Origin of the sequence: Pseudomonas sp. GM102, from assembly GCF_000282555.1 — a bacterium.
GTDB lineage: Bacteria > Pseudomonadota > Gammaproteobacteria > Pseudomonadales > Pseudomonadaceae > Aquipseudomonas.
Genome location: NZ_AKJB01000045.1, coordinates 117,029 through 141,090, shown reverse-complemented (window position 1 = coordinate 141,090; position 24,062 = coordinate 117,029). Strand labels below are relative to the sequence as shown.

General features: G+C 60.7%; 23 protein-coding genes. 15 read left to right on the top strand and 8 right to left on the bottom strand.

Translation table 11 applies throughout. From position 1 onward, the window contains the following. Nucleotides 1-73 precede the first annotated feature (73 nt). Entirely contained in the window at nt 74-451 is a 378-nt protein-coding gene (locus PMI18_RS21000; protein WP_007897971.1) for a DUF6124 family protein, read from the top strand. 243 nt (nt 452-694) lie between these two features. Here the strand turns inward: PMI18_RS21000 and PMI18_RS21005 are convergent, their stop codons facing one another. The 6 genes from PMI18_RS21005 to pilG all read right to left on the bottom strand — a co-directional run bounded on the left by PMI18_RS21005 (nt 695) and on the right by pilG (nt 10,653). Then, nucleotides 695-1,150: a chemotaxis protein CheW gene (locus tag PMI18_RS21005; RefSeq protein ID WP_007897969.1), complete on the bottom strand. Its 456-nt coding sequence runs from the start codon at nt 1,148-1,150 to the stop codon at nt 695-697. After that, on the bottom strand, nt 1,143-7,046 hold the full coding sequence (locus tag PMI18_RS21010) for an Hpt domain-containing protein (protein ID WP_007897967.1): 5,904 nt from the start codon (nt 7,044-7,046) through the stop codon (nt 1,143-1,145). The genes PMI18_RS21005 and PMI18_RS21010 overlap by 8 nt, the downstream gene beginning before the upstream one ends. 36 nt (nt 7,047-7,082) lie before the next feature. After that, complete coding sequence (locus PMI18_RS21015) at nt 7,083-9,140, bottom strand: methyl-accepting chemotaxis protein (RefSeq protein WP_007897965.1); 2,058 nt, start codon at nt 9,138-9,140, stop codon at nt 7,083-7,085. Between the two features lie 123 nt (nt 9,141-9,263). Next, nucleotides 9,264-9,815, bottom strand: a complete 552-nt coding sequence (locus PMI18_RS21020; RefSeq protein ID WP_007897964.1) for a chemotaxis protein CheW — start codon at nt 9,813-9,815, stop codon at nt 9,264-9,266. Nucleotides 9,816-9,825: 10 nt separating this feature from the next. Beyond that, a complete protein-coding gene (gene pilH / locus PMI18_RS21025) occupies nt 9,826-10,191 on the bottom strand; it encodes a twitching motility response regulator PilH (RefSeq protein WP_007897961.1) in 366 nt (121 codons plus the stop codon). A gap of 57 nt (nt 10,192-10,248) precedes the next feature. Further along, entirely contained in the window at nt 10,249-10,653 is a 405-nt protein-coding gene (gene pilG / locus PMI18_RS21030) for a twitching motility response regulator PilG (RefSeq protein WP_007897954.1), read from the bottom strand. 234 nt (nt 10,654-10,887) lie between these two features. Between pilG and gshB the strand changes: the two genes are divergently transcribed. The 7 genes from gshB (at nt 10,888) to PMI18_RS21065 (ending at nt 16,993) form a co-directional block, all read left to right on the top strand. Then, nucleotides 10,888-11,859, top strand: a complete 972-nt coding sequence (gshB, locus tag PMI18_RS21035; RefSeq protein WP_007897951.1) for a glutathione synthase — start codon at nt 10,888-10,890, stop codon at nt 11,857-11,859. 106 nt (nt 11,860-11,965) lie between these two features. Then, complete coding sequence (locus PMI18_RS21040; RefSeq protein WP_007897949.1) at nt 11,966-12,865, top strand: energy transducer TonB; 900 nt, start codon at nt 11,966-11,968, stop codon at nt 12,863-12,865. Nucleotides 12,866-13,080: 215 nt separating this feature from the next. Then, complete coding sequence (locus PMI18_RS21045; RefSeq protein WP_007897948.1) at nt 13,081-13,653, top strand: YqgE/AlgH family protein; 573 nt, start codon at nt 13,081-13,083, stop codon at nt 13,651-13,653. Next, nucleotides 13,653-14,090, top strand: a complete 438-nt coding sequence (ruvX, locus tag PMI18_RS21050; RefSeq protein WP_007897947.1) for a Holliday junction resolvase RuvX — start codon at nt 13,653-13,655, stop codon at nt 14,088-14,090. Before PMI18_RS21045 ends, ruvX begins: the two co-directional genes overlap by 1 nt. A 99-nt stretch (nt 14,091-14,189) precedes the next feature. Beyond that, nucleotides 14,190-14,693 carry a bifunctional pyr operon transcriptional regulator/uracil phosphoribosyltransferase PyrR gene (gene pyrR / locus PMI18_RS21055; RefSeq protein ID WP_007897945.1) on the top strand — a complete coding sequence of 168 codons (504 nt, stop codon included), beginning with the start codon at nt 14,190-14,192 and terminating at the stop codon, nt 14,691-14,693. Nucleotides 14,694-14,720: 27 nt separating this feature from the next. Further along, entirely contained in the window at nt 14,721-15,725 is a 1,005-nt protein-coding gene (locus PMI18_RS21060) for an aspartate carbamoyltransferase catalytic subunit (RefSeq protein ID WP_007897943.1), read from the top strand. Then, on the top strand, nt 15,722-16,993 hold the full coding sequence (locus PMI18_RS21065) for a dihydroorotase (RefSeq protein WP_007897941.1): 1,272 nt from the start codon (nt 15,722-15,724) through the stop codon (nt 16,991-16,993). The genes PMI18_RS21060 and PMI18_RS21065 overlap by 4 nt, the downstream gene beginning before the upstream one ends. Nucleotides 16,994-17,090: 97 nt before the next feature. Here PMI18_RS21065 and PMI18_RS21070 read toward each other — a convergent pair whose 3' ends face one another. After that, nucleotides 17,091-17,522 (bottom strand): NINE protein, encoded by a 432-nt coding sequence (locus PMI18_RS21070; protein ID WP_007897940.1) that lies wholly within the window; start codon nt 17,520-17,522, stop codon nt 17,091-17,093. Between the two features lie 250 nt (nt 17,523-17,772). Between PMI18_RS21070 and PMI18_RS21075 the strand changes: the two genes are divergently transcribed. Beyond that, nucleotides 17,773-18,393, top strand: coding sequence for a C40 family peptidase (locus PMI18_RS21075; protein WP_007897939.1), 621 nt, complete (start codon nt 17,773-17,775; stop codon nt 18,391-18,393). 144 nt (nt 18,394-18,537) lie between these two features. Here PMI18_RS21075 and PMI18_RS21080 read toward each other — a convergent pair whose 3' ends face one another. Further along, on the bottom strand, nt 18,538-19,572 hold the full coding sequence (locus PMI18_RS21080) for a type IV pilus twitching motility protein PilT (protein WP_007897938.1): 1,035 nt from the start codon (nt 19,570-19,572) through the stop codon (nt 18,538-18,540). Between the two features lie 56 nt (nt 19,573-19,628). Here PMI18_RS21080 and PMI18_RS21085 point away from each other — a divergent pair, with 56 nt between their 5' ends. From PMI18_RS21085 to metW, 6 genes are all read left to right on the top strand, one after another. Continuing rightward, complete coding sequence (locus PMI18_RS21085) at nt 19,629-20,315, top strand: YggS family pyridoxal phosphate-dependent enzyme (protein ID WP_007897937.1); 687 nt, start codon at nt 19,629-19,631, stop codon at nt 20,313-20,315. A 36-nt stretch (nt 20,316-20,351) separates the two neighbouring features. Further along, nucleotides 20,352-21,170, top strand: a complete 819-nt coding sequence (gene proC / locus PMI18_RS21090) for a pyrroline-5-carboxylate reductase (RefSeq protein ID WP_007897936.1) — start codon at nt 20,352-20,354, stop codon at nt 21,168-21,170. A 24-nt stretch (nt 21,171-21,194) separates the two neighbouring features. Next, complete coding sequence (locus PMI18_RS21095) at nt 21,195-21,782, top strand: YggT family protein (protein WP_007897934.1); 588 nt, start codon at nt 21,195-21,197, stop codon at nt 21,780-21,782. After that, on the top strand, nt 21,782-22,078 hold the full coding sequence (locus PMI18_RS21100) for a DUF167 domain-containing protein (RefSeq protein ID WP_007897933.1): 297 nt from the start codon (nt 21,782-21,784) through the stop codon (nt 22,076-22,078). The genes PMI18_RS21095 and PMI18_RS21100 overlap by 1 nt, the downstream gene beginning before the upstream one ends. 207 nt (nt 22,079-22,285) lie before the next feature. Further along, nucleotides 22,286-23,425, top strand: coding sequence for a homoserine O-succinyltransferase MetX (metX, locus tag PMI18_RS21105; RefSeq protein ID WP_007897931.1), 1,140 nt, complete (start codon nt 22,286-22,288; stop codon nt 23,423-23,425). A gap of 7 nt (nt 23,426-23,432) precedes the next feature. Further along, a complete protein-coding gene (gene metW, locus PMI18_RS21110) occupies nt 23,433-24,053 on the top strand; it encodes a methionine biosynthesis protein MetW (RefSeq protein WP_007897927.1) in 621 nt (206 codons plus the stop codon). The last annotated feature ends 9 nt before the right edge of the window (nt 24,054-24,062 follow it).

Genomic DNA, 24,062 nt, shown 5'->3' with positions numbered 1-24,062 from the left:
CAACCTGCGTACAGCTGCCACCCCTTCGCGTGGAACCGATGGAGCAGCTGAAACTCATTACTGGAGATGCACAATGTTCAAAGCTACTCCCAACCCGCCAGAATCCGGGACCGATTCCCAAGCATCCCTCGATGCAGAAAAAATGAAGGAAGCCGCTGACCGCGCCTTCTCCCATTACTTCCCGCCATCCCACGAAAAACCGGCCAAACGCCGTAAATCCCAGCTCTTCACCGTCTCCCCCGATATCGACACCGAAGCCCTTCTGGCCAATGCCTCCGAAGACCTGCTGTCCATCAGCGCCATTGCTGCCGATCTGGCAGACGATGTGGAAGGCTCACGCCGCTCTGTAGCCTTGGCGCTCAGCCGTTTGGCCGATGGCGTGCAGTTGTTGGTGGAGCGGGTGCTGGATCATCATGAGTCGTTGCAGATGAAGGCTCGGGCCGGGGTTTAACGCAGAAACCCCCGTGGCGAGGGAGCTTGCTCCCGTTCGGCTGCGCAGCAGTCGTAAAACCATTATTCTCGGTGTACCTGATACACCTCGATTGCAGGTTTTGGGGCCGCTTCGCGCCCCAGCGGGAGCAAGCTCCCTCGCCACAGAAAAATGCATGCGGTGTACCTGATACACGTCGGTTGCAGGTTTTGGGGCTGCTTCGCAACCCAACGGGGGCAAGCCCCCTCGCCACGGGCGATCCGGTCAGACCAGACCCGCGTTTACAAGCAGTTCCTCCAGCGCGAGCAAGTCAGGCACCTTGGCCACTTGCTCCCCCACCTGCACCGCCGCCTGCTCCAGCGCACACAACGGCACATCCACATAGCTCAACTGGCTGTCGAGTTTGTAAGACCGCGGAATCCCCTGCACCAGCAGCGCAATGAACTTCAGCTCAGGCCGCCCGCCGAGGGCGTTGAGGATAACGATCCGTGCTCGCTCACCGATCACCACTTTGTTGCCGCATGCCGATTCGAAACTGAGCAACGGAATTTGCCTCTCCCGCCACGTCACCCGCCCCAAATACCACGGCGGTGTATCGAGATCGAAAGCCCCCGGCTGATAGTCGATGAGTTCGGCGACAGCGACGTTGGGCAGGATCAGGTTGCGATCAGCCAAGGGCAATAAAAGCCCTGTGAGGTTGCTGGAGCGGTGTTCATGCATGGGTTTTGCTCCACCGGGCGATGCTGTCGAGCAGCACCGATTCCTGGTATGGCTTGCCGAGGTAGTCGTTGACGCCGATGGCCATGGCGCGGTCGCGGTGTTTCTGGCCGGTACGGGAGGTGATCATGATGATCGGCAGATGCCGCAAGCGTTCGTCGGCGCGTACCTGGGTTGCTACTTCGAAGCCGTCCATGCGCGGCATTTCGATGTCCAGCAGCATCAGGTCGGGCATGTGTTCTTCGAGCAGCAACATGGCGTCGACACCGTCCTTGGCGATCAGCACGTTCATGCCGTGGCGTTCCAGCAAACGGCTGGTGACCTTGCGCACGGTGACCGAATCGTCGACCACCAGCACCAGCAACGGCCGTTGCGGCTCAGGCTCTACGTCTTGAGTCACAGGCCGCTTCGGCACCTGTGCTTGCATCGCGCGGATCGGCGCCAGCAAGTCGAGAATCAGTACCACACGGCCATCACCGAGAATCGTCGCGCCGGACAACCCCTGCACCGCGGCGAACTGCGGGCCAAGGCTTTTGACCACGATTTCCCGGGTGCCGGCCATGGCATCGACCTGCACTGCGACATGCCGCTCGTTGCATTGCACCAGCAATACCGGCAACGGCAGGCTCTGGCCCAGCAGTTTTGGGCGGGTGCTGGTTTTCAGCAGTTCACCGAGATAGCACAACTCGTAACGTTGCCCGGCGTATTCGTAGGTCGGCGGATCGAGCCGGTAATGCCCTTCGAGTTCGTTGGGCAACACACGAACAATGCCGTCGATGGTGTTCAGCGGGATCGCGTATTGATCCTCCCCGCATTGCACCATCAACGCGCGGTTGACCGACACGGTGAACGGCAAGCGAATCCGGAAATGCACGCCCTGTCCTGGCACCGAGTCGATGGTCATACTGCCGCCGAGCTGCCGGACTTCTTCGTGAACCACATCCATGCCGACGCCACGCCCGGAGATCTGAGTGATTTTCTCGGCAGTGGAGAACCCCGGTTGCAGGATGAATTGCAGCACGTCGCGATCGCTGATGTCGCTGTCCGGGTCGAGCAACCCGCGCTTGATCGCCTTGCGCCGCACGGCGTCCAAAGGCACGCCGGCGCCGTCGTCGCGGATGTCGAAAATGATGTCGCCACCCTCTCGGGACAAGTCCAGGGTGATCTTGCCTTGGGCCGGTTTACCCGCCGCAATACGCACCTCGGCCGACTCCAGCCCATGGTCGACGGCATTGCGCAGCATGTGTTCCAGTGGCGCAGCCATGCGTTCGAGGACGTTGCGGTCCATCTCGCCTTCGGCGTTGCCGACGACGAAGTCCACGTCCTTGCCCAGCTCGCTGGCGACCTGCCGAACGATGCGTTTCAAACGCGGCAGCATTCGCTCGAACGGCACCATGCGCGTACGCATCAGACCTTCCTGCAATTCGGTGTTGATGCGGCCTTGTTGTTGCAGCAGGTTTTCCGCGTCGTGATTGCGCCGCTCGAGGGTTTCCTTGAGGTCGAGCAGGTCGGAGGCAGACTCGAACAGCGCTCGTGACAACTGTTGCAGCTGCGAGTGACGGTCCATCTCCAGCGGGTCGAACTCTTCGTAGCCCAGGCGTTCGGCTTCGACTTGCTGACGGCTGAGAATCCGCCCCTGGGTTTCGGTATCGAGGCGGCGCAATTGGTCGCGCATGCGCTCGATGGTGGTTTCCATCTCGCTCAGGGCCACCCTCGCGTCGTTGACCTGTTGTTCGATGCGGCCACGGAAGATTGAAGTTTCCCCGGCCAGATTGACCAGGTCGTCGAGCAATTCCGCCGAGACCTTGACCGTATCGGTGCCTTCCGGTTGCAGCGCGGTTGGCTCAGCTTTAGGCGCTACCGGCAGCGTCACGGGTGCCGATGTTTCGGGCACCGCCGGATGGCTGAAATTCTTGATCGCATCGATCAGCCGATCGGCCGGCGGCAATGGCTGACCGGCGCGGGTGGCGTCGAGCATCTGCGCCAGTCGGTCATGGCTGCGTTGCAACAACGAGAATAACTCGGCGGTGGGTTGCAGCACGCCAGCCGACAAGCCTTCGTAGAGGAATTCCAGTTCGTGGGCCAGGTCGCCAATCGGCGCAATTTCCACCATTCGCGCGCCGCCCTTGAGGGTGTGCAAGTCGCGCAGCAGGGTTTCCATTTCCTGGCGATTCGACGGCTCGGCCTGCCAGCGCAACAGTGCCGCGCCGGAGTTTTCAATGATGTCGAAACCTTCCTCGAGGAAGATCTCCAGAAGCTCGGGATCATGGCCCGCCGAGTCATGGCTGACCGCTGGTTCGATCACCTCGGCGCTGCCAGCATTGCCCTGGCGAAACTCACGAATGGCCGCGATCAACTCGCCCGGATCACCCAATGGACGGTTGTGCTGCAATTGATCAAGGAACGCGGCCAGTCGGTCATGGCTCTGTTGCAGCAATTGCGCGAGCGTTTCGCTGTGACTGTAACGGCGGTCCACCAGGCCTTCGTAAAGGCTTTCAAGTTCATGGGCCAGATCGCCGACCGGTTCGACCTCGGCCATCCGCGCACCGCCCTTGAGGGTGTGCAAATCGCGCTGCAAGGACAACAACGGCGCGGCGTTGTCCGGGTCACTCAGCCAGCGCTGCAAAGCCTGACCAGCGCTCTCGAGGATATCCACCGCTTCTTCAAGGAAGATCGAAACGATTTCGTCGTCCAGCTCCACCTGCGTCGCGCTCTGCTCCAGCTCGGCGGTGGCGCTGCCCAGCTCCCGGATGCTCAGGGTGCGGCTGCCGTCACTGCGGATCAGGCCCATGGCGGATGGATCGAGACTCTCATCGAGCAAGCCGCGCAAGGCCCGCACCCGCTGCGGTTGGGCAGTGACTTCCTGGCCGGCGGCCAGTTCGTCGAGCATGTTGATCAGCGCTTCATGGGCACTTTGCGCCTCATGAAAAAATCGGTCGCTGACCGCCAGGCTGCTTTCTTCCACTGCGCCATACAGGTCGAGCAATGCTTCGCAAAGTTCATCCACCGGATGCAGATCGGCCAAGTGCGCGCCTTCGCCGAGGGTGGTCAGTTCGTCGAGCAGCGCGCTGAGTTCCTGCCGCTCGCCGGGATGCTGCTGCCAGCGCTGCAACAGGCTTTCAGCGTCCAGCAGGATGTCCATGCCCTGGGCAAGAAAATTGTTGATCAGTTGTGGATCGCGCTTGATGCGCTGCTTCGTATTGGGCGTGCTCAACAGGCTTTGCAGACGCTCGACCAGCACTGCGTGGGTTCGCTCGATCAGCGAGCGGGCATCGGGGATTTCAGCCAGCGGGTCGCTCTTGAGTTGTCGCAGCCCAAGGCGGAACAGCCCTTCGGCTTCCAGCAGCAATTCAACTTCGTCCAGGTCGAGGGCAATCCGGTGCGCCTTGTACTCCCGGGCCAGTTCATCCAGCGACGCCGCCAGCTCGGCAATCGGCAGCACGCCGGCCATCGAGGCGCTGCCCTTGAGCGTGTGCAACGCCCGCTGCAACTCGTCGCTGGCCTGAAGCGGTACGTGTTCGGAAGCTTGGTCGAGGAAGCGATTGAGGCTGCTCAAATGGGTTTCGGCTTCGTTGCGGAAGATCTCCAGCAACAGTGGATCGAGCGCCGCGACATCCTGCACGTCTTCATCGGATACCGGCTTATCACCCTTGGCGAGGGCATGGGCGCGGGCGGCCAATTGATCGACATCGTTGCGCTGGCGCTGGGTATTAGCGGCGAACTCGGCCACCAGTTCCGGCAGCAGCTTCAGCGCATCACCCACCAGTTGTTGCACCGCAAGCGAAGGTGCAACGCTGTGTTCCAGCACGCGATTGAGCAGGTTTTCCACCGCCCAGGCCAACTCACCCAGCACCAGCGCACGGACCATCCGGCCACTGCCTTTGAGGGTGTGGAAGGCGCGACGCAATTCACTCAAGACCGATGTGCTGTCGGGGCTGGCCGACCAGCGCGGCAGATACTCCTCGAGGATTTCCAGCACCTCGTCAGTCTCTTCGAGGAAGACGTCCCGCAGCTCATCGTCCACCGGTTCTTCACCGGTGGGCGGCGGCAACAGGCTACCCGGCGTGGTCAGGGCTGGCGGGTTGACGGACGACACCGGGCTGGCCAGCACATCGGCCAGAGACTGAACGGTTTCGGGGTCGTCCAGCTCCTGCATGTCCTGCATGACCAGGGCTTCACTGGGGCTGAGCACATCCTTGAGCATCGGCACCTGCTGTTCGATGGGAAAGAAGCCGAGCGAGGCCAGGCCTTTTTCCGCGACGTCGAGCAGGTGTTCCCCCGGCGCTTCGGGGTCGTCGCTGAGGCGCTCCAGGTAATATTCGATGCTGGTGATGACGTCGGCCAGGCTGTCCAGTTGCTGCCAGCCGGGCTGGCCCGGGTCCACCAGCAGATGTTCGCGGATGAAGCCGTTGCAGGTCTCGACCAGGCTCGCCGCGCGGGCCAGCGGAATCATCGCCAACGCGCCGCGCACCTGGGTCAGCAACGCCGGCAAGGGTTGCAAATGCTGGCGGTCCCAGTCGGCGTCGATGTAGTCGACGATCATGTCCTTGGCCTGTTGCAGGCAAATGCGCGCTTCCTTGATCACGATCTGATGGATCTGCGTCAGGTCGGTGGTCGGCAGACGGCTGTCTTCCTGGCTTTCCGGCTCCACGGTACCGACCATGCCGGCCAGGGTCGCTTCGACGTAAAGCAAGGCCCCGGCGACATCCATGAGGGTCGCGTCGTTAGGTTCACGCTGGCCCTGAGCGAGGCTCAGCACCACTGCCAGTTGATCGATGATGACCTTGCGCGGCTGGCCGAAACCGAGCACCGCCAAGGTGTCGGCGATTTGCCGCAGGGGCGCCAGCAGGCTTTCGAGGTCCGAGGTGTGCTGACGGTCGCTGCGCACGAACAAGTCCAAGCGCTCCTTGACCCGCACCAGCTCTTCGCACAGTGCCGCCAATACCGAACGCATGGCGTCGCGGTCAGGGCCGGCCAGCCTTGCCCGTTCTTCATCGACCATCGCGCCGTCGGGTAGCGCATCGTCAAGTGAGTAGCGATCTTTCATGGTCAGCATCTGCCCGGTGGGGTGTTCGGCCTTGGCAATATAGAACAACAAACTCTTGAGCAGCTCCGGCGGTGCCGGTTGATTGATTGCGGGCATGCCCTGTTCGAGCAAACGCTTGAGCTCTTTGTCGGCATCCTTGAACAGGCTGCGCAACGCCGGGCTGTTGGCGATCGAGCCATTACGCATGCCTTCGACCAGTGCTGAAGCGACTTGCCATAACGGGCTCAAGGGCGCGTTGTCGCACAGCACTTCGAGGCGCGCAAACACCTTGGCCAGATAACCGAAGTGGGTTTCGTCATCCTGTTCGCGCAACAAACCGACCAGGGCCATCTGCAACATCTGCCGCAATTTGCGCAGCACATTCGGCAAGTCGGACGGCTCCAGCAGCGCCAAGGCCTCTGGGCCCAGAGGTAGCAGCTCCGGCAGTTGCGGGCTGAACAGGCTGGTTTCCGACAACAGGCTTTCGCCGCGGGCGCTGCGCAGGTCGTTGAGCAGCGGCAACACCACCAGCGGTAAGTCACGACGGGCGCCTTGCACCCGGTCGAGGTAAGTCGGCAATTGCCCCAGGGCTTGCAGTAACAGATGGATCGCCTCGTCACGATGGCTGACGCGGTTTTGCTGCAAGGCGCTGGTCAACTGCTCGATCTCTTCGGCGAGCAAGGCCGCGCCGTAGAACTCGACCATCTGCAAGCTACCGTGAACCTGATGGACACAGGCCAGACACTCACTCAGCGTGTGCGTCGCCTGTGGATCGTCGATCAGGGTTTCGATCGCCTGATGAGCCTGTTTCAGCGTTTCGGCAATCTCGCCTTTGACCCACTCGAGGGCCACATAGTCGTGCCGATCACCCATAACTACTCCAATCAAATGCATACGCCCTGAGGCGGTTCAAGCTTTGTCCGCAGCCTGCGCTTTAGCGGCCGGCAAGGTGAAACCGGACACCGAACGCCGCAGCTGGCTGGCCATTTTCGCCAGGTTGCCGATGCTCTCGGCGGTGGCGGTGGAGCCGGACGAGGTCTGCGTGGTGATCTGCTGGATCACATTCATCGTCAGGGAAATCTGGCCGGCCGACGAAGTCTGTTGCTGCGCGGCGTTGGAAATACTCTGGATCAATGCCGCGAGGGTCTTCGATACGCCTTCGATTTCTTCCAGGGCCACCCCGGCATCCTGCGCCAGACGCGCGCCGCGCACCACTTCGGTGGTGGTCTGTTCCATGGAAATCACCGCTTCGTTGGTGTCGGCCTGAATCGCCCGCACCAGCGTTTCGATCTGCCGGGTCGCCGCGGATGAACGCTCGGCCAGACGCTGTACTTCGTCGGCCACCACCGCAAAACCGCGCCCGGCGTCACCGGCCATGGACGCCTGAATCGCCGCGTTAAGAGCGAGGATGTTGGTCTGATCGGCGATGTCATCGATCAGGCTGACAATGTCGCCGATTTCCTGAGAAGACTCACCCAGCCGCTTGATGCGCTTGGCGGTGTCCTGAATCTGCTCGCGAATATTGTCCATGCCATGAATGGTGTTGTGCACTACCTCATTGCCCTTGTTGGCGATCTCCACCGAGCGTTCGGCCACCGCAGAGGATTCGGCGGCGTTGGCCGAGACCTGATCGATGGACTGGGCCATGTCGTTTATGGCCGTGGAGGCTTCGGAAATCTGCTGCGCCTGATGCTCCGAGGCCTGGGCCAGGTGCATGGCGGTGGCCTGGGTTTCCTGCACGGCGGCGGCGACCTGGCCGGCAGTGAGGTTGATGGTCGCCACCAGATCGCGCAGTTGGTCGACGGAATAGTTGATCGAGTCGGCGATGGTGCCGGTGAAGTCTTCGGTCACCGAGGCGGTCACGGTCAGGTCGCCATCGGCGAGGTCTTCGATTTCGTCCAGCAAACGCATGATCGCGTTCTGGTTACGCTCGTTCTTCTCGGCGGTTTCACGCAGCTGACGGTTGGTTTCACGCACCATCACCAGGCCGATGAGGATGATCGACATCAGCGCCAGCAAGCCCAGCACATAGCCGCCGATGGTATCGGTGTTGCGCCCGCCGGCGAGGTTTTCGAAACGGCTGGCCAGGTGCGAGGCTTCATCGAGCAGGGTTTGCGACAGGGTAAAGATGTTGGTGGCCGATTCGCGGACCTTGAACAGCTCCGGCGAGGTTTCGAGGATTTCGTCCACCGAACCCGATACGAATTCGAACAGTTCGGAAATCTCGGTCAACCGGGCGCGTGCATCACGGTCTTCGACCTGGCTGATTTTCAGTGCCGCATTGCCCTGAAGCATGCCGTTGAGCACCAGGCCGAAACGCGCCGCATCGCGACCGAAAGCGTCGGCCGCCTGCTGCGAATTTTCATCGCCGGACAACACGGTATTCACCGCACCAAGAATCCGCTCGGCCAGCAGCGACTGACGCTGGGCCATCGCCACTTGAGTGGCCGGGGCGCCACGCTGCAGGAGGGTTTCGACGACCTTCTCATACTCGACCTGCAACTGCGGCACGGTTTCGGCCAGCGTTGCGGCGACTTGATGCAAAGACAACACAGTCTGCTCGCTGGAGAGGATGGCGTCGGTGTTTTTCAGCAGACGCTCCCAATCCAGCTGCACGGCGCGCATTTCCGGGCGCACGGCGGACGGTGCCGGCGGCAGGCCAGTGGAAGGATCGCCTTTCTTCAGATAGCTCCAACGCAGGGCGAAATCGTTGCGCGCATCACCGAGCAACTTGAACGCGGCAGCCTTGCCGGCGGCGGCTTCGGTGGCATTTTTGGCGATACGTTGGGACAGCACGCGCAGCTCGCCGGCGTGGCCGATGTACTGTTTGTCGTAATTCGCCTGGGTGTTGAGGTACGCGAAGTTGGCGAACAGCAGCATGATGAAGACGATCAACGCGATGAACAGCGCAATGATCTGCGACCGGCTGCGCGACCCTTCTGGCTTGTCTGTTTTAGCTTTTATCATCGGTCCTCGCCTGTACTGCTTAATTCACCCAATGCCCTTGTAGGAGCGAGGCTTGCCCGCGAAGCAGGCGCTGCGGTCCCGCAGGATTACCGCGTTATCGTTCTTCGCGGGCAAGCCTCGCTCCTACAGGATTGCGGCGTCGCCCCGCGCTACGCTCATGAAGCTCTGTGACTGCGCCAACGCAAACGGGCTGAACACCTGCCAATTCTGTTCACGCTGAAACCGGCCTTTGATGAACGGTGCAATCGGGCCGCTCAAGGTATCGACCGGTTCCAGGCTGTCCTGGGCAAAGTGCTGCAAGCCAAACACTTCATCGACCAGTAACCCGGCAAACACCTCGTTGTGCTCCACCACCAAAACCCGCCGCTGCTTGCGCAGATTCGACAGTTCATGACCGATGAAGCCACTCAAATCCATGATCGGCAGCAATCGCCCGCGCAGGTTGGCCACGCCCTTGACCCAGGGCTTGACCCCCGGCAATTGGGTAACACGCGGTTCGTGCAGGACTTCGCTGACTTCACCCATGGGCGCGACGTACCAATGCTCACCCAAGCGAAAACCGATGCCGCTCCAGCTGTCCTGTCGGGTCGGCTGGGACGGCAGGTCCGCCGCCAGCAGACGACAGCGCTGGTCAATCTGCAGCAGCAGTTCGAAAGCCGTCAGCGACTCGGTCATGGCCGGACGATCAACCGGCCAGCACGTTGTTCAGGGTCTTGATCAGGGTGTCTTCGTCGACCGGTTTGGTCAGGTAGTCCTTGGCGCCTTGGCGCGTGCCCCAGACTTTGTCGGTTTCCTGATCCTTGGTGGTGATGATGATCACCGGGATGTGCCCGGTTTCCGGGTCTTTGGTCAGCTGACGGGTCGCCTGGAAACCGTTGAGGCCGGGCATGACGATGTCCATCAGCACCGCGTCGGGTTTTTCCTGACGGGCCAGGGCCACGCCGTCGGCGCCGTTTTCGGCTTTCAACACTTCATGACCGTGCTTTTCGAGCATGCCGGTCAGTTTGTACATTTCAGTCGGCGAATCATCGACGATCAGAATACGTGCCATGGTCTTCCCCATTCTTGTCGACACCGGGCCCCATGGCCGAGCGTCACTGTGCGTGTCCTACTGCGGCGAAACGACTGCGAAGCCCGGTACATGGGCCTGGATCGCGTTCAGCAGTTCTTCCTTGCTGAAAGGCTTGGTCAAAAACTGGTCGGAACCGACGATCCGGCCTTTGGCCTTGTCGAACAACCCGTCCCTGGACGACAGCATAATCACTGGCGTGGACTTGAACGCACTGTTGTTCTTGATTAAAGCGCAGGTCTGATAACCATCCAGACGCGGCATCATGATGTCGACAAAGATGATGCCGGGGTGATTGTCGGCAATCTTGGCCAGGGCATCGAAACCATCGATTGCGGTAATGACTTCACAGCCCACGTTTTTCAACAGCGTTTCGGCGGTACGACGAATCGTTTTCGAATCATCGATCACCATGACCTTCAAGGCGCTGGAATGCTGTTCCATAGTGGCTCTACCGTCGCCTTTGTGAATCAATTTGTCCGTTTGCCGCTCATCGCTGGCTCGAAACCCTTGATACTTAAGGGCCAACAGGGCATGGCAGCCTTTTTAGCACAGTCTCCCCATCCAATCTATCGGGCGACCCTGGCGGTGGTTTTCCCTTGACCGGGAACCCACTCAGCGCCACTCTGACGCCACTTTTTCACAACACTTTCCACCCCCAATTTCGAGGAAAACCCCATGAGCGTTCGCGTCGGGATTGTCATGGATCCTATCGCCAGCATCTCCTATAAAAAGGATAGCTCGCTGGCCATGCTGCTGGCCGCGCAAAAGCGTGGCTGGGAACTGTTCTATATGGAACAGCGCGACTTGTATCAGGCTGAAGGCGAAGCGCGCGCGCGGATGCGTCCGCTGAAGGTGTTCGCCAACCCGGAAAAATGGTTTGAGCTGGGTGCCGAAAGCGATGCACTGCTGAGTGATCTGGACGTGATCCTGATGCGCAAGGATCCGCCGTTCGACATGGAATTCGTCTATTCCACGTATTTGCTGGAACAAGCGGAAAATGCCGGCGTGCTGGTGGTCAACAAGCCGCAAAGCCTGCGTGACTGCAACGAAAAACTGTTCGCCACGCTGTTCCCGCAGTGCACGCCACCGACCATCGTCAGCCGTCGCCCGGACGTGTTGCGTGAATTCGCCGACCATCACGGTGACGTGATCCTCAAGCCGCTGGACGGCATGGGCGGTTCGTCGATCTTCCGTCACACCGCTGGCCACCCGAACCTGTCGGTGATCCTCGAAACCCTGACCTTGCATGGCCGGCAGCAGATCATGATCCAGGGTTACCTGCCGGCGATCGTTGATGGCGACAAACGCATCCTGATGATCGACGGCGAGCCGGTGGATTACTGCCTGGCCCGGATTCCGGCCGCGGGCGAAACCCGTGGCAACCTCGCCGCCGGTGGCCGTGGCGAAGCCCGACCGCTGACCGAGAAAGATCGCTGGATCGCCGCGCAAGTCGGCCCGACCCTGCGTGAGAAGGGCTTGCTGTTCGTCGGTCTCGACGTGATCGGTGAGCATCTGACCGAAATCAACGTCACCAGCCCGACCTGCATTCGCGAGATCGATAACGCGTTCGGCACCGACATTGGTGGCCTTCTGATGGATGCCATAGAGAAAAAGCTGCAAGTTGCAAGCCTCAAGCCGCAAGCTTGAAGCTCGCGGCATACAGCTTGTCGCTTGAAACTTGTAGCTTGAAGCTAAAAACCAACATTGCGTTATCATGCCGGGCTCGTGAAAAACTCTATGTTGGTTTTTGGTTATGACACTCCCGTCCGATCTGCCCCCTGAACTCGCCCACCGTGGCGTGCGTCCGGCTGATCGCCTCGGTTTTACCCTGTTTCTGGCGGCGCTGATCCATCTGGCCTTGTTGTTGGGCGTCGGGTTCTCCATGGTCGAACCCCAGCAAATCAGCAAAACCCTGGAAATCACCCTCGCCACCTTCAAAAGCGAGAAAAAGCCTGAGAAGGCTGACTTTCTCGCCCAGGAAAACCAGGAAGGCAGCGGCACCCTGGATAAAAAGGCAATTCCCAAGACCACCGAGGTCGCGCCATTCCAGGACAACAAGGTGCAGCAAGTCACCCCACCGCCGGCGGCCAAGCCTCAAGTGCAGGAAGCCGCGCCCAAGGCGTCTGTGACCACCGTCGCGCCGAAGCCGAAAAAAGCCGCAACCAAGACTGAAGAACCCAAGCCCCAAGCCAAACCCCAAGTGGCGGCACCGACGTTCGACAGCTCGCAGTTGTCCAGCGACATCGCCAGCCTGGAAGCCGAACTGGCCAACGAACAACAGCTGTACGCCAAGCGCCCGCGCATCCACCGTTTGAGCGCCGCATCGACCATGCGCGACAAGGGTGCCTGGTACAAGGATGAATGGCGCAAGAAGGTCGAGCGCATCGGCAACCTCAACTACCCCGACGAGGCACGGCGCAAACAGATTTACGGCAATTTGCGACTGATGGTCTCGATCAACCGCGACGGCTCGCTGTATGAAGTGCTGGTGCTGGAGTCTTCCGGCCAGCCGCTGCTGGACCAGGCGGCGCAGCGCATCGTGCGCCTCGCGGCACCGTTTGCACCGTTTACCGGGGATCTGTCAGACATCGACCGCCTGGAAATTATTCGGACGTGGAAGTTTGCGCGTGGGGACCGGTTGTCCAGTAATTGACCGATTGATTTGCGGCGATTGAGCCGACGCCTTCGCGGGCAAGCCTCGCTCCTACAGGTTTGGTGTGCACCACGAAAATGGCGAATGGCCCGTAGGAGCGAGGCTTGCCCGCGAAGGCGCCCTCAAGCAAAACCACATCAAAAAGACATCCGCGCAGGCATTTCCTGTGCATCCTCGGCTTGTCAGTTCGCCCCTCCAACGCCACACTAGCGCTCATGAAGAACGTCAGCCCCAGCTACCTCAAGCATCACTTCCTGATCGCCATGCCTCACATGGCCGACCCGAACTTTGCGCACACCTTGACCTACATCGTCGAGCACACGGCCAATGGTGCCATGGGGCTGGTGGTCAACCGCCCGCAGGACCTGAACCTGGCCGATATCCTCGAGCAATTGCGCCCCGATATCGAACCGCCCGTGCTCTGCCAGCATGTGCCGATCTTTATGGGTGGCCCGGTGCAAACCGATCGCGGTTTTGTCCTGCACCCATCGGGCAAATCTTTTCAGGCGACCGTTGATCTGGAAGGCGAGCTGTCCCTGTCGACCTCCCAGGACGTGCTGTTCGCCATCGCCGACGGCGTCGGCCCCGCGAAAAGCCTGATCACCCTCGGCTACGCCGGTTGGGAAGCCGGGCAATTAGAAGCCGAACTGGCCGACAACGCCTGGCTGACCTGCCCGTTCGATGCCGACATCCTGTTCAACACCAGCAGCGAATTACGTCTTGAAGCAGCAGCCAAGCACCTGGGCGTCAATCTCAGCCTGCTCACCAGCCAGGCGGGGCACGCCTGATGGCCCTGCGGTTGATTTTGGGTTTCGACTACGGCACCAAACAGATCGGCGTTGCGGTCGGTCAGGTGATTACCGGTCAGGCCCGCGAGCTGTGCACCTTGAAGGCGCAAAACGGCATCCCTGACTGGAATCAGGTCGAAGCGCTGATTAAAGAGTGGAAACCCGACGCTGTGGTGGTCGGCCTGCCGCTGAACATGGATGGCACGCCGAGCGACATGTGCCTGCGGGCCGAGAAGTTCGCCCGGCGCTTGAACGGCCGCTACAACCTGCCCTTTTATACTCACGACGAGCGCCTGACCACCTTCGAGGCCAAGGGCGAACGCCTGGTCCGTGGCGGCCAGAAAGGCAGTTACCGCGACAACCCGGTCGATGCCATCGCCGCCGCCCTGCTGCTGCAAGGCTGGCTCGACGAAAACACCGCGCTGTTCGAATCCTGACCGCACCTAATTCTGAAGAGCCGCTGCGGCGTCTCCCTTAGCTACAACCCGAGCCACCACTCAAGCGGCATCCGGCTCGGGACAAAGAAGGAGCAAACCATGAGCCTGCCCAATCCCGCCGAACTGATCAGCCAGATGGCGATCCGTCTCAAGGCTTATCTGGAAAACCGTGGCATCAGTGAACCGCGCTATATCGGCATTCGGACCGGTGGCGTCTGGGTCGCGCAGGCGTTGCTCGATGAACTGGGCAGCGATTCGCCACTGGGCACTTTGGACGTTTCGTTCTACCGCGACGACTTCAGTCAGAACGGCCTGCATCCACAAGTACGCCCATCGGCGCTGCCATTCGAGATCGAAGGCCAGCATCTGGTGCTGATTGATGACGTGCTGATGAGCGGTCGGACCATCCGCGCTGCGATGAACGAGCTCTTCGACTACGGCCGCCCGGCCAGCGTGACGCTGGTATGCCTGCTGGACCTGGACGCCGGTGAGCTGCCGATCCGCCCGAACGTGGTTGGCGCGACGCTGTCGCTGGCGGCCCACGAACGAGTGAAACTGTCCGGCCCGGAACTCAAGCTCGAACTTCAAGACCTCGCCCTTTAATTTGCCCTATTGAGAGTCCCCCTCGCGATGACGCCTCTAGAAACCAAGCGCCCGCTGCAGCTCAATGATCAGGGCCAGCTGCGCCACTTCCTCTCGCTCGACGGTTTGCGCCGCGAGCTACTGACGGAAATCCTCGACACCGCCGACTCGTTCCTCGAGGTTGGCGCCCGGGCGGTGAAGAAAGTCCCGTTGCTGCGCGGCAAGACCGTGTGCAACGTGTTCTTCGAGAACTCCACCCGCACCCGCACCACCTTCGAACTGGCGGCCCAGCGGCTGTCGGCCGACGTGATCACCCTGAACGTGTCGACGTCGTCAGCGAGCAAGGGCGAAACCCTGCTCGACACCCTGCGCAACCTGGAAGCCATGGCCGCCGACATGTTCGTCGTGCGCCACGGTGATTCCGGTGCGGCGCACTTCATCGCCGAGCATGTTTGCCCGCAAGTGGCGATCATCAACGGCGGCGACGGCCGTCACGCCCACCCGACCCAGGGCATGCTCGACATGCTCACCATCCGTCGGCACAAGGGCGGCTTCGAAAACCTTTCGGTGGCCATCGTCGGCGACATCCTGCACTCGCGGGTAGCGCGCTCGAACATGCTGGCCCTGAAAACCCTCGGCTGCCCGGACATCCGCGTGATTGCGCCGAAAACCCTGCTGCCGATCGGCATCGAGCAGTACGGCGTGAAGGTCTACACCGACATGACCGAAGGCCTGAAAGACGTCGACGTGGTGATCATGCTGCGCCTGCAGCGTGAACGCATGACCGGCGGCCTGCTGCCGAGCGAAGGCGAGTTCTACCGCCTGTTCGGCCTGACCACCGCGCGCCTGGCCGGGGCCAAACCGGATTGCATCGTCATGCACCCGGGGCCGATCAACCGCGGGGTGGAAATTGAGTCGGCGGTGGCCGACGGCCCGCACTCGGTGATCCTCAACCAGGTGACCTACGGCATCGCGATTCGTATGGCTGTGCTGTCCATGGCCATGAGCGGGCAAACAGCCCAGCGCCAATTCGAGCAGGAGAACGCCCAGTGAAGCTCAGCATTCTCGGCGCACGCGTTATCGATCCGGCCAGCGGCCTGGATCAAGTGACTGATATCCACGTTGAAGCCTGCAAGATCGTCGCCCTTGGCGCCGCTCCAGCGGGTTTCGTTGCAGTAGACACCATCGACGCCAAAGGTCTGATTGCCGCCCCCGGCCTGGTTGACCTGAACGTCGCCCTGCGCGAGCCGGGCTACAGCCGCAAAGGCTCGATCGCCAGCGAAACCCGTGCCGCCGCTGCCGGTGGCGTGACCAGCCTGTGCTGCCCGCCAAAAACCAAACCGGTGCTGGACACCTCCGCCGTGGCCGAACTGATCCTCGACCGCGCCCGCGAAGCCGGCAACACCAAAGTCTTCCCGATCGGCGCTCTGAGCAAAGGCCTGGATGGCGAACAGCTGGCCGAACTCGTTGCGCTGCGCGATGCCGGTTGCGTGGCCTTCGGCAACGGTCTGGAGAGCTTTCGCAACACCCGCACCCTGTGCCGGGCGCTGGAATACGCGGCGACGTTCGACCTGACGGTGATTTTCAATTCGCAGGACCATGATCTGGCCGAAGGTGGCCTGGCTCACGAAGGCCCGACTGCGAGTTTCCTCGGTTTGCCGGGCATTCCGGAAACCGCTGAAACCGTAGCCCTGGCCCGGGACCTGCTGCTGGTCGAGCAAAGCGGCGTACGCGCACACTTCAGCCAGCTCACCAGCGCCCGCGGTGTGGCGCTGATCGCCCAAGCCCAGGCCCGTGGCCTGAAGGTCACGGCGGACGTGGCGTTGTATCAGCTGATCCTCACCGACGAAGCGCTGATCGACTTCAGCAGCCTCTATCACGTCCAGCCGCCGCTGCGCACCCGCGCCGACCGCGACGGCCTGCGGGCAGCGGTGAAGTCGGGGGTGGTGTCAGCCATCTCCAGCCATCACCAGCCCCATGAACGCGATGCCAAACTGGCACCGTTCGGTGCCACCGAGCCGGGCATCAGCAGTGTTGAACTGCTGCTGCCGCTGGCAATGACCTTGGTGGAAGACGGTTTGCTGGATCTGCCAACGCTACTCGCACGCTTGGGCGCAGGCCCTGCCGAAGCATTGCGTCTGCCAGCGGGCAAATTGGCGGTAGGTGGGCCGGCAGATATCGTGCTGTTCGACCCTGCCGCCTCAACCGTGGCCGGTGAAACCTGGTTGTCCAAGGGCGAAAACTGCCCATTCATTGGCCACAGCCTGCCGGGTGTGGTGCATTACACCCTGGTGGATGGGCGGATCAGTCACCAGGCGTGAGACCTGTGGCGAGGGAGCTTGCTCCCGCTGGGCTGCGCAGCAGACCTGTTTTGGGGTCGCTTCGCGACCCAGCGGGAGCAAGCTCCCTCGCCACAACTTACTGGAAGGCGCCTCTATTCTGGGCATTGCGAATCGACACTTGGTCATTCAACGTCCAGAAGTCATACAACACCCCCAGAAAAAACACCCCGCCTGTCACCAGATACAGCAAACCGCTGATCCATTTCCCCTGATACATCCGGTGCACACCGAATACCCCCAGAAACGTCAGCAGAATCCACGCAACGTTGTATTCGATGGGGCCAGCGGTAAAGCGCAGGTCCGCTTCACGGTCCATGGAGGGGATCAGAAACAGATCGATCAACCAGCCGATACCCAGCAAACCGAAGGTAAAAAACCAGATTGTCCCGGTCACCGGCTTGCCGTAATAGAAGCGGTGAGCCCCGGTAAAACCGAAAATCCACAACAGGTAACCAATCACTTTGCTGTGTGTGTCTTGCTCTGAAACGGGGTGTTGATAGGTGTTCATGGATGACCTCGACTCACACGATAGAGAAATATTCTTGAATTCTTTGTGACTTTTTTACAGGCGGCCGACATACGGCAAATGCTAACTTCATTCCTGCCAAAGCCTTGTAATACCTGACTTTTGTCCGACAACCGCGTCAATTTTTCCGCTTATTTAGTTCCGTGGCCCGCCGTTTGAATCGACCAACGGCCTCGGAAGGGCCAAAAAAGCTGTTATAAAGTTGCGCGTTCACCCATATGAGCCTTGCCTAATGCGTCCATTTTTCAAGACATGGCTAACCATTTGCCTATTATTGCCCCTGGCCGCCCACGCCACCAATCGTGAGCAACGTCTTCCCAACGTTAATGGTTACACCCCCAAATCCCATGCTTCTGCTCCTTCGAGCAAAAACAAACAGACCGTAAAACGCTCCAGCCAACTGAGCAGCGTAAACAGCAAGCTGGTCCCGCCGATGGCGACCAAGGAAAGCAGCAACGTACTGAGCCGCGCGGTAAACGTGCTCGGTACACCTTATCGTTGGGGTGGCAGCAGCCCAAGTAAAGGGTTCGATTGCAGCGGTCTGGTGAAATACGCGTTCAACGACGCCACGTTTGACCTGCCACGCACCTCCAACGCCATGGCCAGCGGTCATGGCGAGAAGGTCGATCGCAACGATCTGAAGCCAGGCGACCTGATTTTCTTCAACATCAAGAGCCGTCGGGTCAATCATGTTGCCATCTACCTGGGCAACGACCGCTTCATCCACGCACCACGGCGTGGCAAGTCGGTGACCATCGACACCCTGAAGAAACCGTACTGGGAAAGCCACTACGTGGTTGCCAAGCGGGTTCTGCCGAAAGAACAGAACGCGTTGCGGGTTGTTCAGCGTTGATTTGAAATCCCCCCACCTTTCGAAGGTGGGCATTTGTGGCGAGGGAGCTTGCTCCCGTTCGAGTGCGCAGCGCTCGCAGTTTTTTGGGGCCGCTTCGCAGCCCAGCGGGAGCAAGCTCCCTCGCCACAGGTTCGCATTCCAACCTCAAAAATTATCTGGCGAGCGCGCCTTCTCCCGCGCATGCTCGCGGCTGATCACCCCCTTGGTCACCAACTCTTTCAGGCACATATCCAGTGTCTGCATCCCCAGCGACCCTCCGGTCTGAATCGACGAGTACATCTGCGCCACCTTGTCTTCGCGGATCAGGTTACGGATCGCCGAAGTGCCGAGCATGATTTCGTGGGCCGCAATTCGACCGCCGCCGATTTTCTTGATCAATGTCTGCGACACCACCGCCAGCAACGACTCGGAGAGCATTGAACGCACCATCGATTTCTCGTCGCCCGGAAACACATCCACCACCCGGTCGATGGTTTTCGCCGCCGACGTGGTGTGCAGCGTGCCGAATACCAGGTGACCGGTCTCGGCGGCAGTCAATGCCAGCCGAATAGTCTCCAGATCACGCATTTCCCCCACCAGAATCACGTCCGGGTCTTCGCGCAGGGCCGAGCGCAGCGCCGTGGCGAAGCTGCGGGTATCACGATGGACTTCGCGCTGATTGATCAGGCATTTGCGCGACTCGTGGACGAACTCGATCGGGTCTTCGATGGTGAGGATGTGGTGATGGCGATGGTTGTTCAGGTAATCGATCATCGCCGCCAACGTGGTGGACTTGCCCGAACCGGTCGGGCCGGTCACCAGCACCAGCCCCCGGGGCGCTTCGGTAATCTTGCGAAACACTTCCCCCATCCCCAGGTCGTCCATGCTCAGGACCTTGGACGGGATGGTCCGGAAAACCGCGCCCGCACCCCGATTCTGGTTGAAGGCATTGACCCGAAAACGCGCCACGCCGGGCACTTCGAAGGAAAAGTCGGTTTCAAGATGCTTCTCGAAGTCCACCCGCTGGAGGTCGTTCATGATGTCGTAGATCAGCTCATGCACTTCCTTGTGGTCCAGGGCCGGCAGGTTGATGCGTCGCACATCGCCGTCGACACGAATCATCGGTGGCAGGCCAGCGGACAGGTGCAGGTCAGACGCGCCTTGTTTGGCGCTGAACGCCAGCAGCTCAGTGATATCCATAGCGCTCCTCAATTCCAGTAGAATGCCGCGAACCTTCAGACCGCTGGCGCCTCTTGATGTCCACGATAGCAGACAACATCGCTCAGGTTAGTTCACGCATCCGTGCTGCCGCCCTCGCCGCCGGGCGCAACGAGCACAGCATCCAGCTGCTAGCCGTGAGCAAGACCAAACCCGCCGAAGCCCTACGGGAAGCCTACGCCGCCGGGATCCGCGACTTTGGCGAAAACTACCTGCAGGAAGCCTTGGGCAAACAGCTCGAATTGGCCGACCTGCCCTTGATCTGGCACTTCATCGGCCCCATTCAATCGAACAAGACTCGCGCTATCGCCGAGCATTTCGACTGGGTGCATTCCGTGGATCGCTTGAAAATCGCACAACGCCTGTCCGAACAACGTCCTGCCGATTTGCCTCCATTGAACATCTGCATCCAGGTCAACGTCAGTGGTGAAGCCAGCAAGTCCGGCTGCACCCCGGCCGATCTGCCCGCCTTGGCCAATGCCATCAGCGCGCTGCCGCGTTTGAAATTGCGCGGGCTGATGGCGATTCCCGAGCCGACTGAAGATCGCGCCGCCCAGGACGCTGCTTTTGCTGCCGTGCAGAGCCTGCAAGCCAGCCTGAACCTGCCACTCGACACACTTTCCATGGGCATGAGCCACGACCTCGAGTCGGCCATTGCCATGGGCGCCACTTGGGTCCGTATCGGAACGGCCCTGTTTGGTGCCCGCGACTACGGCCAGTCTTGAAACAATGGCTGACACCTCTCTTTATAAGGACCTGACATGAGCAAGACTCGTATTGCCTTTATCGGAGCCGGCAACATGGCCGCCAGCCTGATCGGCGGCCTGCGCGCCAAAGGTCTGGACGCCGCGCAAATCCGCGCCAGCGATCCGGGTGAACAAACCCGTGCCCGCGTGAGCGCCGAACACGGCATCGAAGTGTTTGCCGACAACGCCGACGCCATTCAGGGCGTGGACGTGATCGTGCTGGCGGTCAAACCCCAGGCGATGAAAGCCGTTTGCGAAGCCATTCGCCCAAGCCTTGCGCCGAATCAACTGGTGGTCTCGATTGCGGCCGGCATCACCTGCGCCAGCATGAAAAACTGGCTTGGCGCCCAGCCTATCGTGCGCTGCATGCCTAACACTCCGGCGCTGCTGCGTCAGGGCGTGAGCGGTTTGTTCGCCACCAGCGAAGTGAGCACCGAACAACGCCAGCAAGCTGAAGAGCTGCTGTCGGCGGTTGGCATTGCCCTGTGGCTGAACGAAGAACAGCAACTGGACGCGGTCACGGCCGTTTCCGGTTCGGGCCCGGCGTATTTCTTCCTGCTGATCGAAGCCATGACCGCCGCGGGCGTGAAGCTCGGCCTGCCAGCGGACATCGCCGCACAACTGACCGTGCAAACCGCTTTGGGTGCTGCCCACATGGCGGTCGCAAGCGATGTCGACGCGGCTGAGTTGCGTCGTCGCGTGACGTCGCCTGCGGGCACCACCGAAGCTGCAATCAAGTCGTTCCAGGCCGGCGGCTTCGAAGCCCTGGTAGAAAAAGCACTCGGCGCCGCTGCGCACCGCTCGGCCGAGATGGCTGAGCAACTTGGCCGCTAATCAGCTCTTACAAAGGAATCAATGATGCTCGGACTCAATGACGCTGCCATTTTCATAATTAAAACCCTGGGCAGCCTGTACCTGCTGATCGTGCTGATGCGTTTCATCCTGCAACTGGTTCGGGCGAACTTTTACAACCCGCTCTGCCAGTTCGCCGTGAAAGCCACTCAACCGCTGCTCAAGCCGCTGCGCCGGGTCATCCCGAGCATGTTCGGGCTGGACATGTCGTCACTGGTATTGGCGCTGATCATTCAGATGCTGCTGATTGGGGTGATCCTGCTGCTCAAAGGCTTCATGGTCGACTGGCTGTTCCTGGTGCCGTGGGCGCTGATCGCGCTCTTCTCGCTGTTTTTGAATATTATTTTCTGGGCGATGATCATCAGCGTGATTCTTTCCTGGGTCGCCCCGGGGAGCCACAACCCGGGTGCAGAGTTGGTTGCTCAGATCACTGAACCGGTACTCGCCCCGTTCCGTCGGATCATTCCGAACCTGGGCGGCCTCGATATCTCGCCGATCTTCGCGTTCATCGTGATCCAGTTACTGCAAAGCTGGCTGATCCCGCGCCTTGCGAACTTCGCCCTCATGCCGATGGGGCTGCTCGGCCTGATCTGATGAGCTACTTTCGCTGGGACGGTGATGACCTGATTCTGGAATGTCACCTGCAACCGGCGGCCCGCAGCGATGATTTCTGCGGGCTGCATGGCGATCGCCTGAAGATCCGCCTGACCGCACCGCCGGTCGAGGGCAAGGCCAATGCATACCTGATGGCGTTTCTGGCCAAGGCATTCGGGGTTTCCAAGAGTCAGATGAGTTTGATCAGCGGAGAGCTGAACCGGCAGAAACGGGTGCGGATTTGTTCGCCGAAGAAATTGCCGGATTTGCCGGATCTGCTGCGCCCGGCAGACTGACCGCGTCATCGTTCTTCGCGGGCAAGCCTCGCTCCTACGGGTTTGGGGTGTTCACATAATTTGGGAATGATCTCAAACCTGTAGGAGCGAGGCTTGCCCGCGAATGGCGCACCTCGGTCTAACTGAATGAAATCAGGCCCGGCCTTTGCTTGCCGCTAGCCACAGCGGTCTTTAGACTTACGCCTCATTTCAATGAGAGCAGGGTCGATGCCAGCTGCCTTCCCCCCCGATTCTGTTGGTCTGGTGACGCCGCAAGTGGCGCACTTCAGTGAACCCCTGGCCTTGGCCTGCGGACGTTCGCTGCCCGCTTATGACCTGATCTACGAAACCTATGGCACGCTGAACGCTACGGCGAGCAACGCCGTGCTGATCTGCCACGCCTTGTCCGGTCACCATCACGCTGCCGGCTTCCACAGCCCCGACGACCGCAAACCCGGTTGGTGGGACAGCTGCATCGGCCCCGGCAAGCCGATCGACACCAACAAGTTCTTCGTGGTCAGCCTGAATAATCTCGGCGGGTGCAATGGCTCCACCGGCCCCAGCAGTGTCAATCCGGAAACCGGCAAGCCATTCGGCGCCGATTTCCCGGTACTGACCGTGGAAGACTGGGTCCACAGCCAGGCACGCCTCGCCGACCTGCTCGGCATCCGCCAATGGGCGGCGGTGATCGGCGGCAGCCTCGGCGGCATGCAGGCCTTGCAGTGGACCATCACCTACCCGGACCGCGTGCGGCACTGCCTGGCCATCGCCTCGGCACCGAAGCTGTCGGCACAGAACATTGCGTTCAACGAAGTCGCACGCCAGGCGATCCTCACCGACCCGGAGTTCCACGGCGGCTCGTTCCAGGAAGCAGGTGTGATCCCCAAGCGCGGGCTGATGCTGGCGCGGATGGTCGGGCACATCACGTACCTGTCCGACGACTCCATGGGCGAGAAATTCGGTCGCGGCCTGAAGAGCGAAAAGCTCAACTACGACTTCCACAGCGTCGAGTTTCAGGTCGAAAGCTACCTGCGCTATCAGGGCGAAGAGTTTTCCGGACGTTTCGACGCCAACACCTACCTGCTGATGACCAAGGCACTGGACTACTTCGACCCGGCGGCAAACTTCGACGATGACCTGGCGAAAACCTTCGCCAATGCCCAGGCGAGGTTCTGCGTGATGTCCTTCACCACCGACTGGCGCTTCTCCCCTGCCCGCTCGCGCGAGCTGGTGGACGCGCTGATGGCGGCCAGGAAAGACGTCTGCTACCTGGAGATCGATGCTCCGCAAGGCCACGACGCCTTCCTGATTCCGATCCCGCGTTATTTGCAGGCCTTCAGCAATTACATGAACCGTATAGCGCTTTGAGGAAGACATGAGAGCCGATCTGGAAATCATCCAGGAATGGATCCCCGCCGGCAGCCGCGTGCTCGACCTCGGTTGCGGTGACGGCGAGTTGCTGACCTGGCTGCGCGACCACAAACAGGTTACCGGCTATGGCCTGGAAAACGACCCGAATAACATTGCCGAGTGCGTGGCCAAGGGTATCAACGTCATCGAGCAAGATCTGGACAAGGGTCTGGGCAACTTTGCCAGTAACAGCTTCGACATCGTGGTCATGACCCAGGCCCTGCAAGCTGTGCACTACCCGGACAAGATCCTCGACGAAATGCTGCGGGTCGGTCGCCAGTGCATCATCACCTTCCCCAACTTCGGTCACTGGCGCTGCCGCTGGTACCTGGCAAGCAAGGGCCGGATGCCGGTTTCGGATTTTCTGCCATACACCTGGTACAACACGCCGAACATCCACTTCTGCACTTTCGAAGACTTTGAAGCGCTGTGTCGCGAACGTGAAGCCAAGGTCATTGATCGGCTTGCCGTGGATCAACAGCATCGGCACGGGTGGGCCAGTAAGCTATGGCCTAATCTGTTAGGTGAAATCGGTATTTACCGAGTCAGCAGCCCCGGGCTGCAGGACCACAAGGTCGCGGTCTGAATCACGACA

Bases quoted from the DNA above. Each gene is read 5' to 3' on its own strand.
- pilG (WP_007897954.1), bottom strand. From the start codon at position 10,653: ATGGAACAGCATTCCAGCGCCTTGAAGGTCATGGTGATCGATGATTCG.
- metW (WP_007897927.1), top strand. From the start codon at position 23,433: ATGAGAGCCGATCTGGAAATCATCCAGGAATGGATCCCCGCCGGCAGC.
- PMI18_RS21075 (WP_007897939.1), top strand. From the start codon at position 17,773: ATGCGTCCATTTTTCAAGACATGGCTAACCATTTGCCTATTATTGCCC.
- PMI18_RS21015 (WP_007897965.1), bottom strand. From the start codon at position 9,140: ATGATAAAAGCTAAAACAGACAAGCCAGAAGGGTCGCGCAGCCGGTCG.
- pilH (WP_007897961.1), bottom strand. From the start codon at position 10,191: ATGGCACGTATTCTGATCGTCGATGATTCGCCGACTGAAATGTACAAA.
- PMI18_RS21070 (WP_007897940.1), bottom strand. From the start codon at position 17,522: ATGAACACCTATCAACACCCCGTTTCAGAGCAAGACACACACAGCAAA.
- ruvX (WP_007897947.1), top strand. From the start codon at position 13,653: ATGGCCCTGCGGTTGATTTTGGGTTTCGACTACGGCACCAAACAGATC.
- PMI18_RS21000 (WP_007897971.1), top strand. From the start codon at position 74: ATGTTCAAAGCTACTCCCAACCCGCCAGAATCCGGGACCGATTCCCAA.
- gshB (WP_007897951.1), top strand. From the start codon at position 10,888: ATGAGCGTTCGCGTCGGGATTGTCATGGATCCTATCGCCAGCATCTCC.
- PMI18_RS21020 (WP_007897964.1), bottom strand. From the start codon at position 9,815: ATGACCGAGTCGCTGACGGCTTTCGAACTGCTGCTGCAGATTGACCAG.
- PMI18_RS21060 (WP_007897943.1), top strand. From the start codon at position 14,721: ATGACGCCTCTAGAAACCAAGCGCCCGCTGCAGCTCAATGATCAGGGC.
- PMI18_RS21010 (WP_007897967.1), bottom strand. From the start codon at position 7,046: ATGGGTGATCGGCACGACTATGTGGCCCTCGAGTGGGTCAAAGGCGAG.
- pyrR (WP_007897945.1), top strand. From the start codon at position 14,190: ATGAGCCTGCCCAATCCCGCCGAACTGATCAGCCAGATGGCGATCCGT.
- PMI18_RS21045 (WP_007897948.1), top strand. From the start codon at position 13,081: ATGAAGAACGTCAGCCCCAGCTACCTCAAGCATCACTTCCTGATCGCC.
- PMI18_RS21100 (WP_007897933.1), top strand. From the start codon at position 21,782: ATGAGCTACTTTCGCTGGGACGGTGATGACCTGATTCTGGAATGTCAC.
- proC (WP_007897936.1), top strand. From the start codon at position 20,352: ATGAGCAAGACTCGTATTGCCTTTATCGGAGCCGGCAACATGGCCGCC.
- PMI18_RS21040 (WP_007897949.1), top strand. From the start codon at position 11,966: ATGACACTCCCGTCCGATCTGCCCCCTGAACTCGCCCACCGTGGCGTG.
- metX (WP_007897931.1), top strand. From the start codon at position 22,286: ATGCCAGCTGCCTTCCCCCCCGATTCTGTTGGTCTGGTGACGCCGCAA.
- PMI18_RS21005 (WP_007897969.1), bottom strand. From the start codon at position 1,150: ATGCATGAACACCGCTCCAGCAACCTCACAGGGCTTTTATTGCCCTTG.
- PMI18_RS21080 (WP_007897938.1), bottom strand. From the start codon at position 19,572: ATGGATATCACTGAGCTGCTGGCGTTCAGCGCCAAACAAGGCGCGTCT.
- PMI18_RS21085 (WP_007897937.1), top strand. From the start codon at position 19,629: ATGTCCACGATAGCAGACAACATCGCTCAGGTTAGTTCACGCATCCGT.
- PMI18_RS21095 (WP_007897934.1), top strand. From the start codon at position 21,195: ATGCTCGGACTCAATGACGCTGCCATTTTCATAATTAAAACCCTGGGC.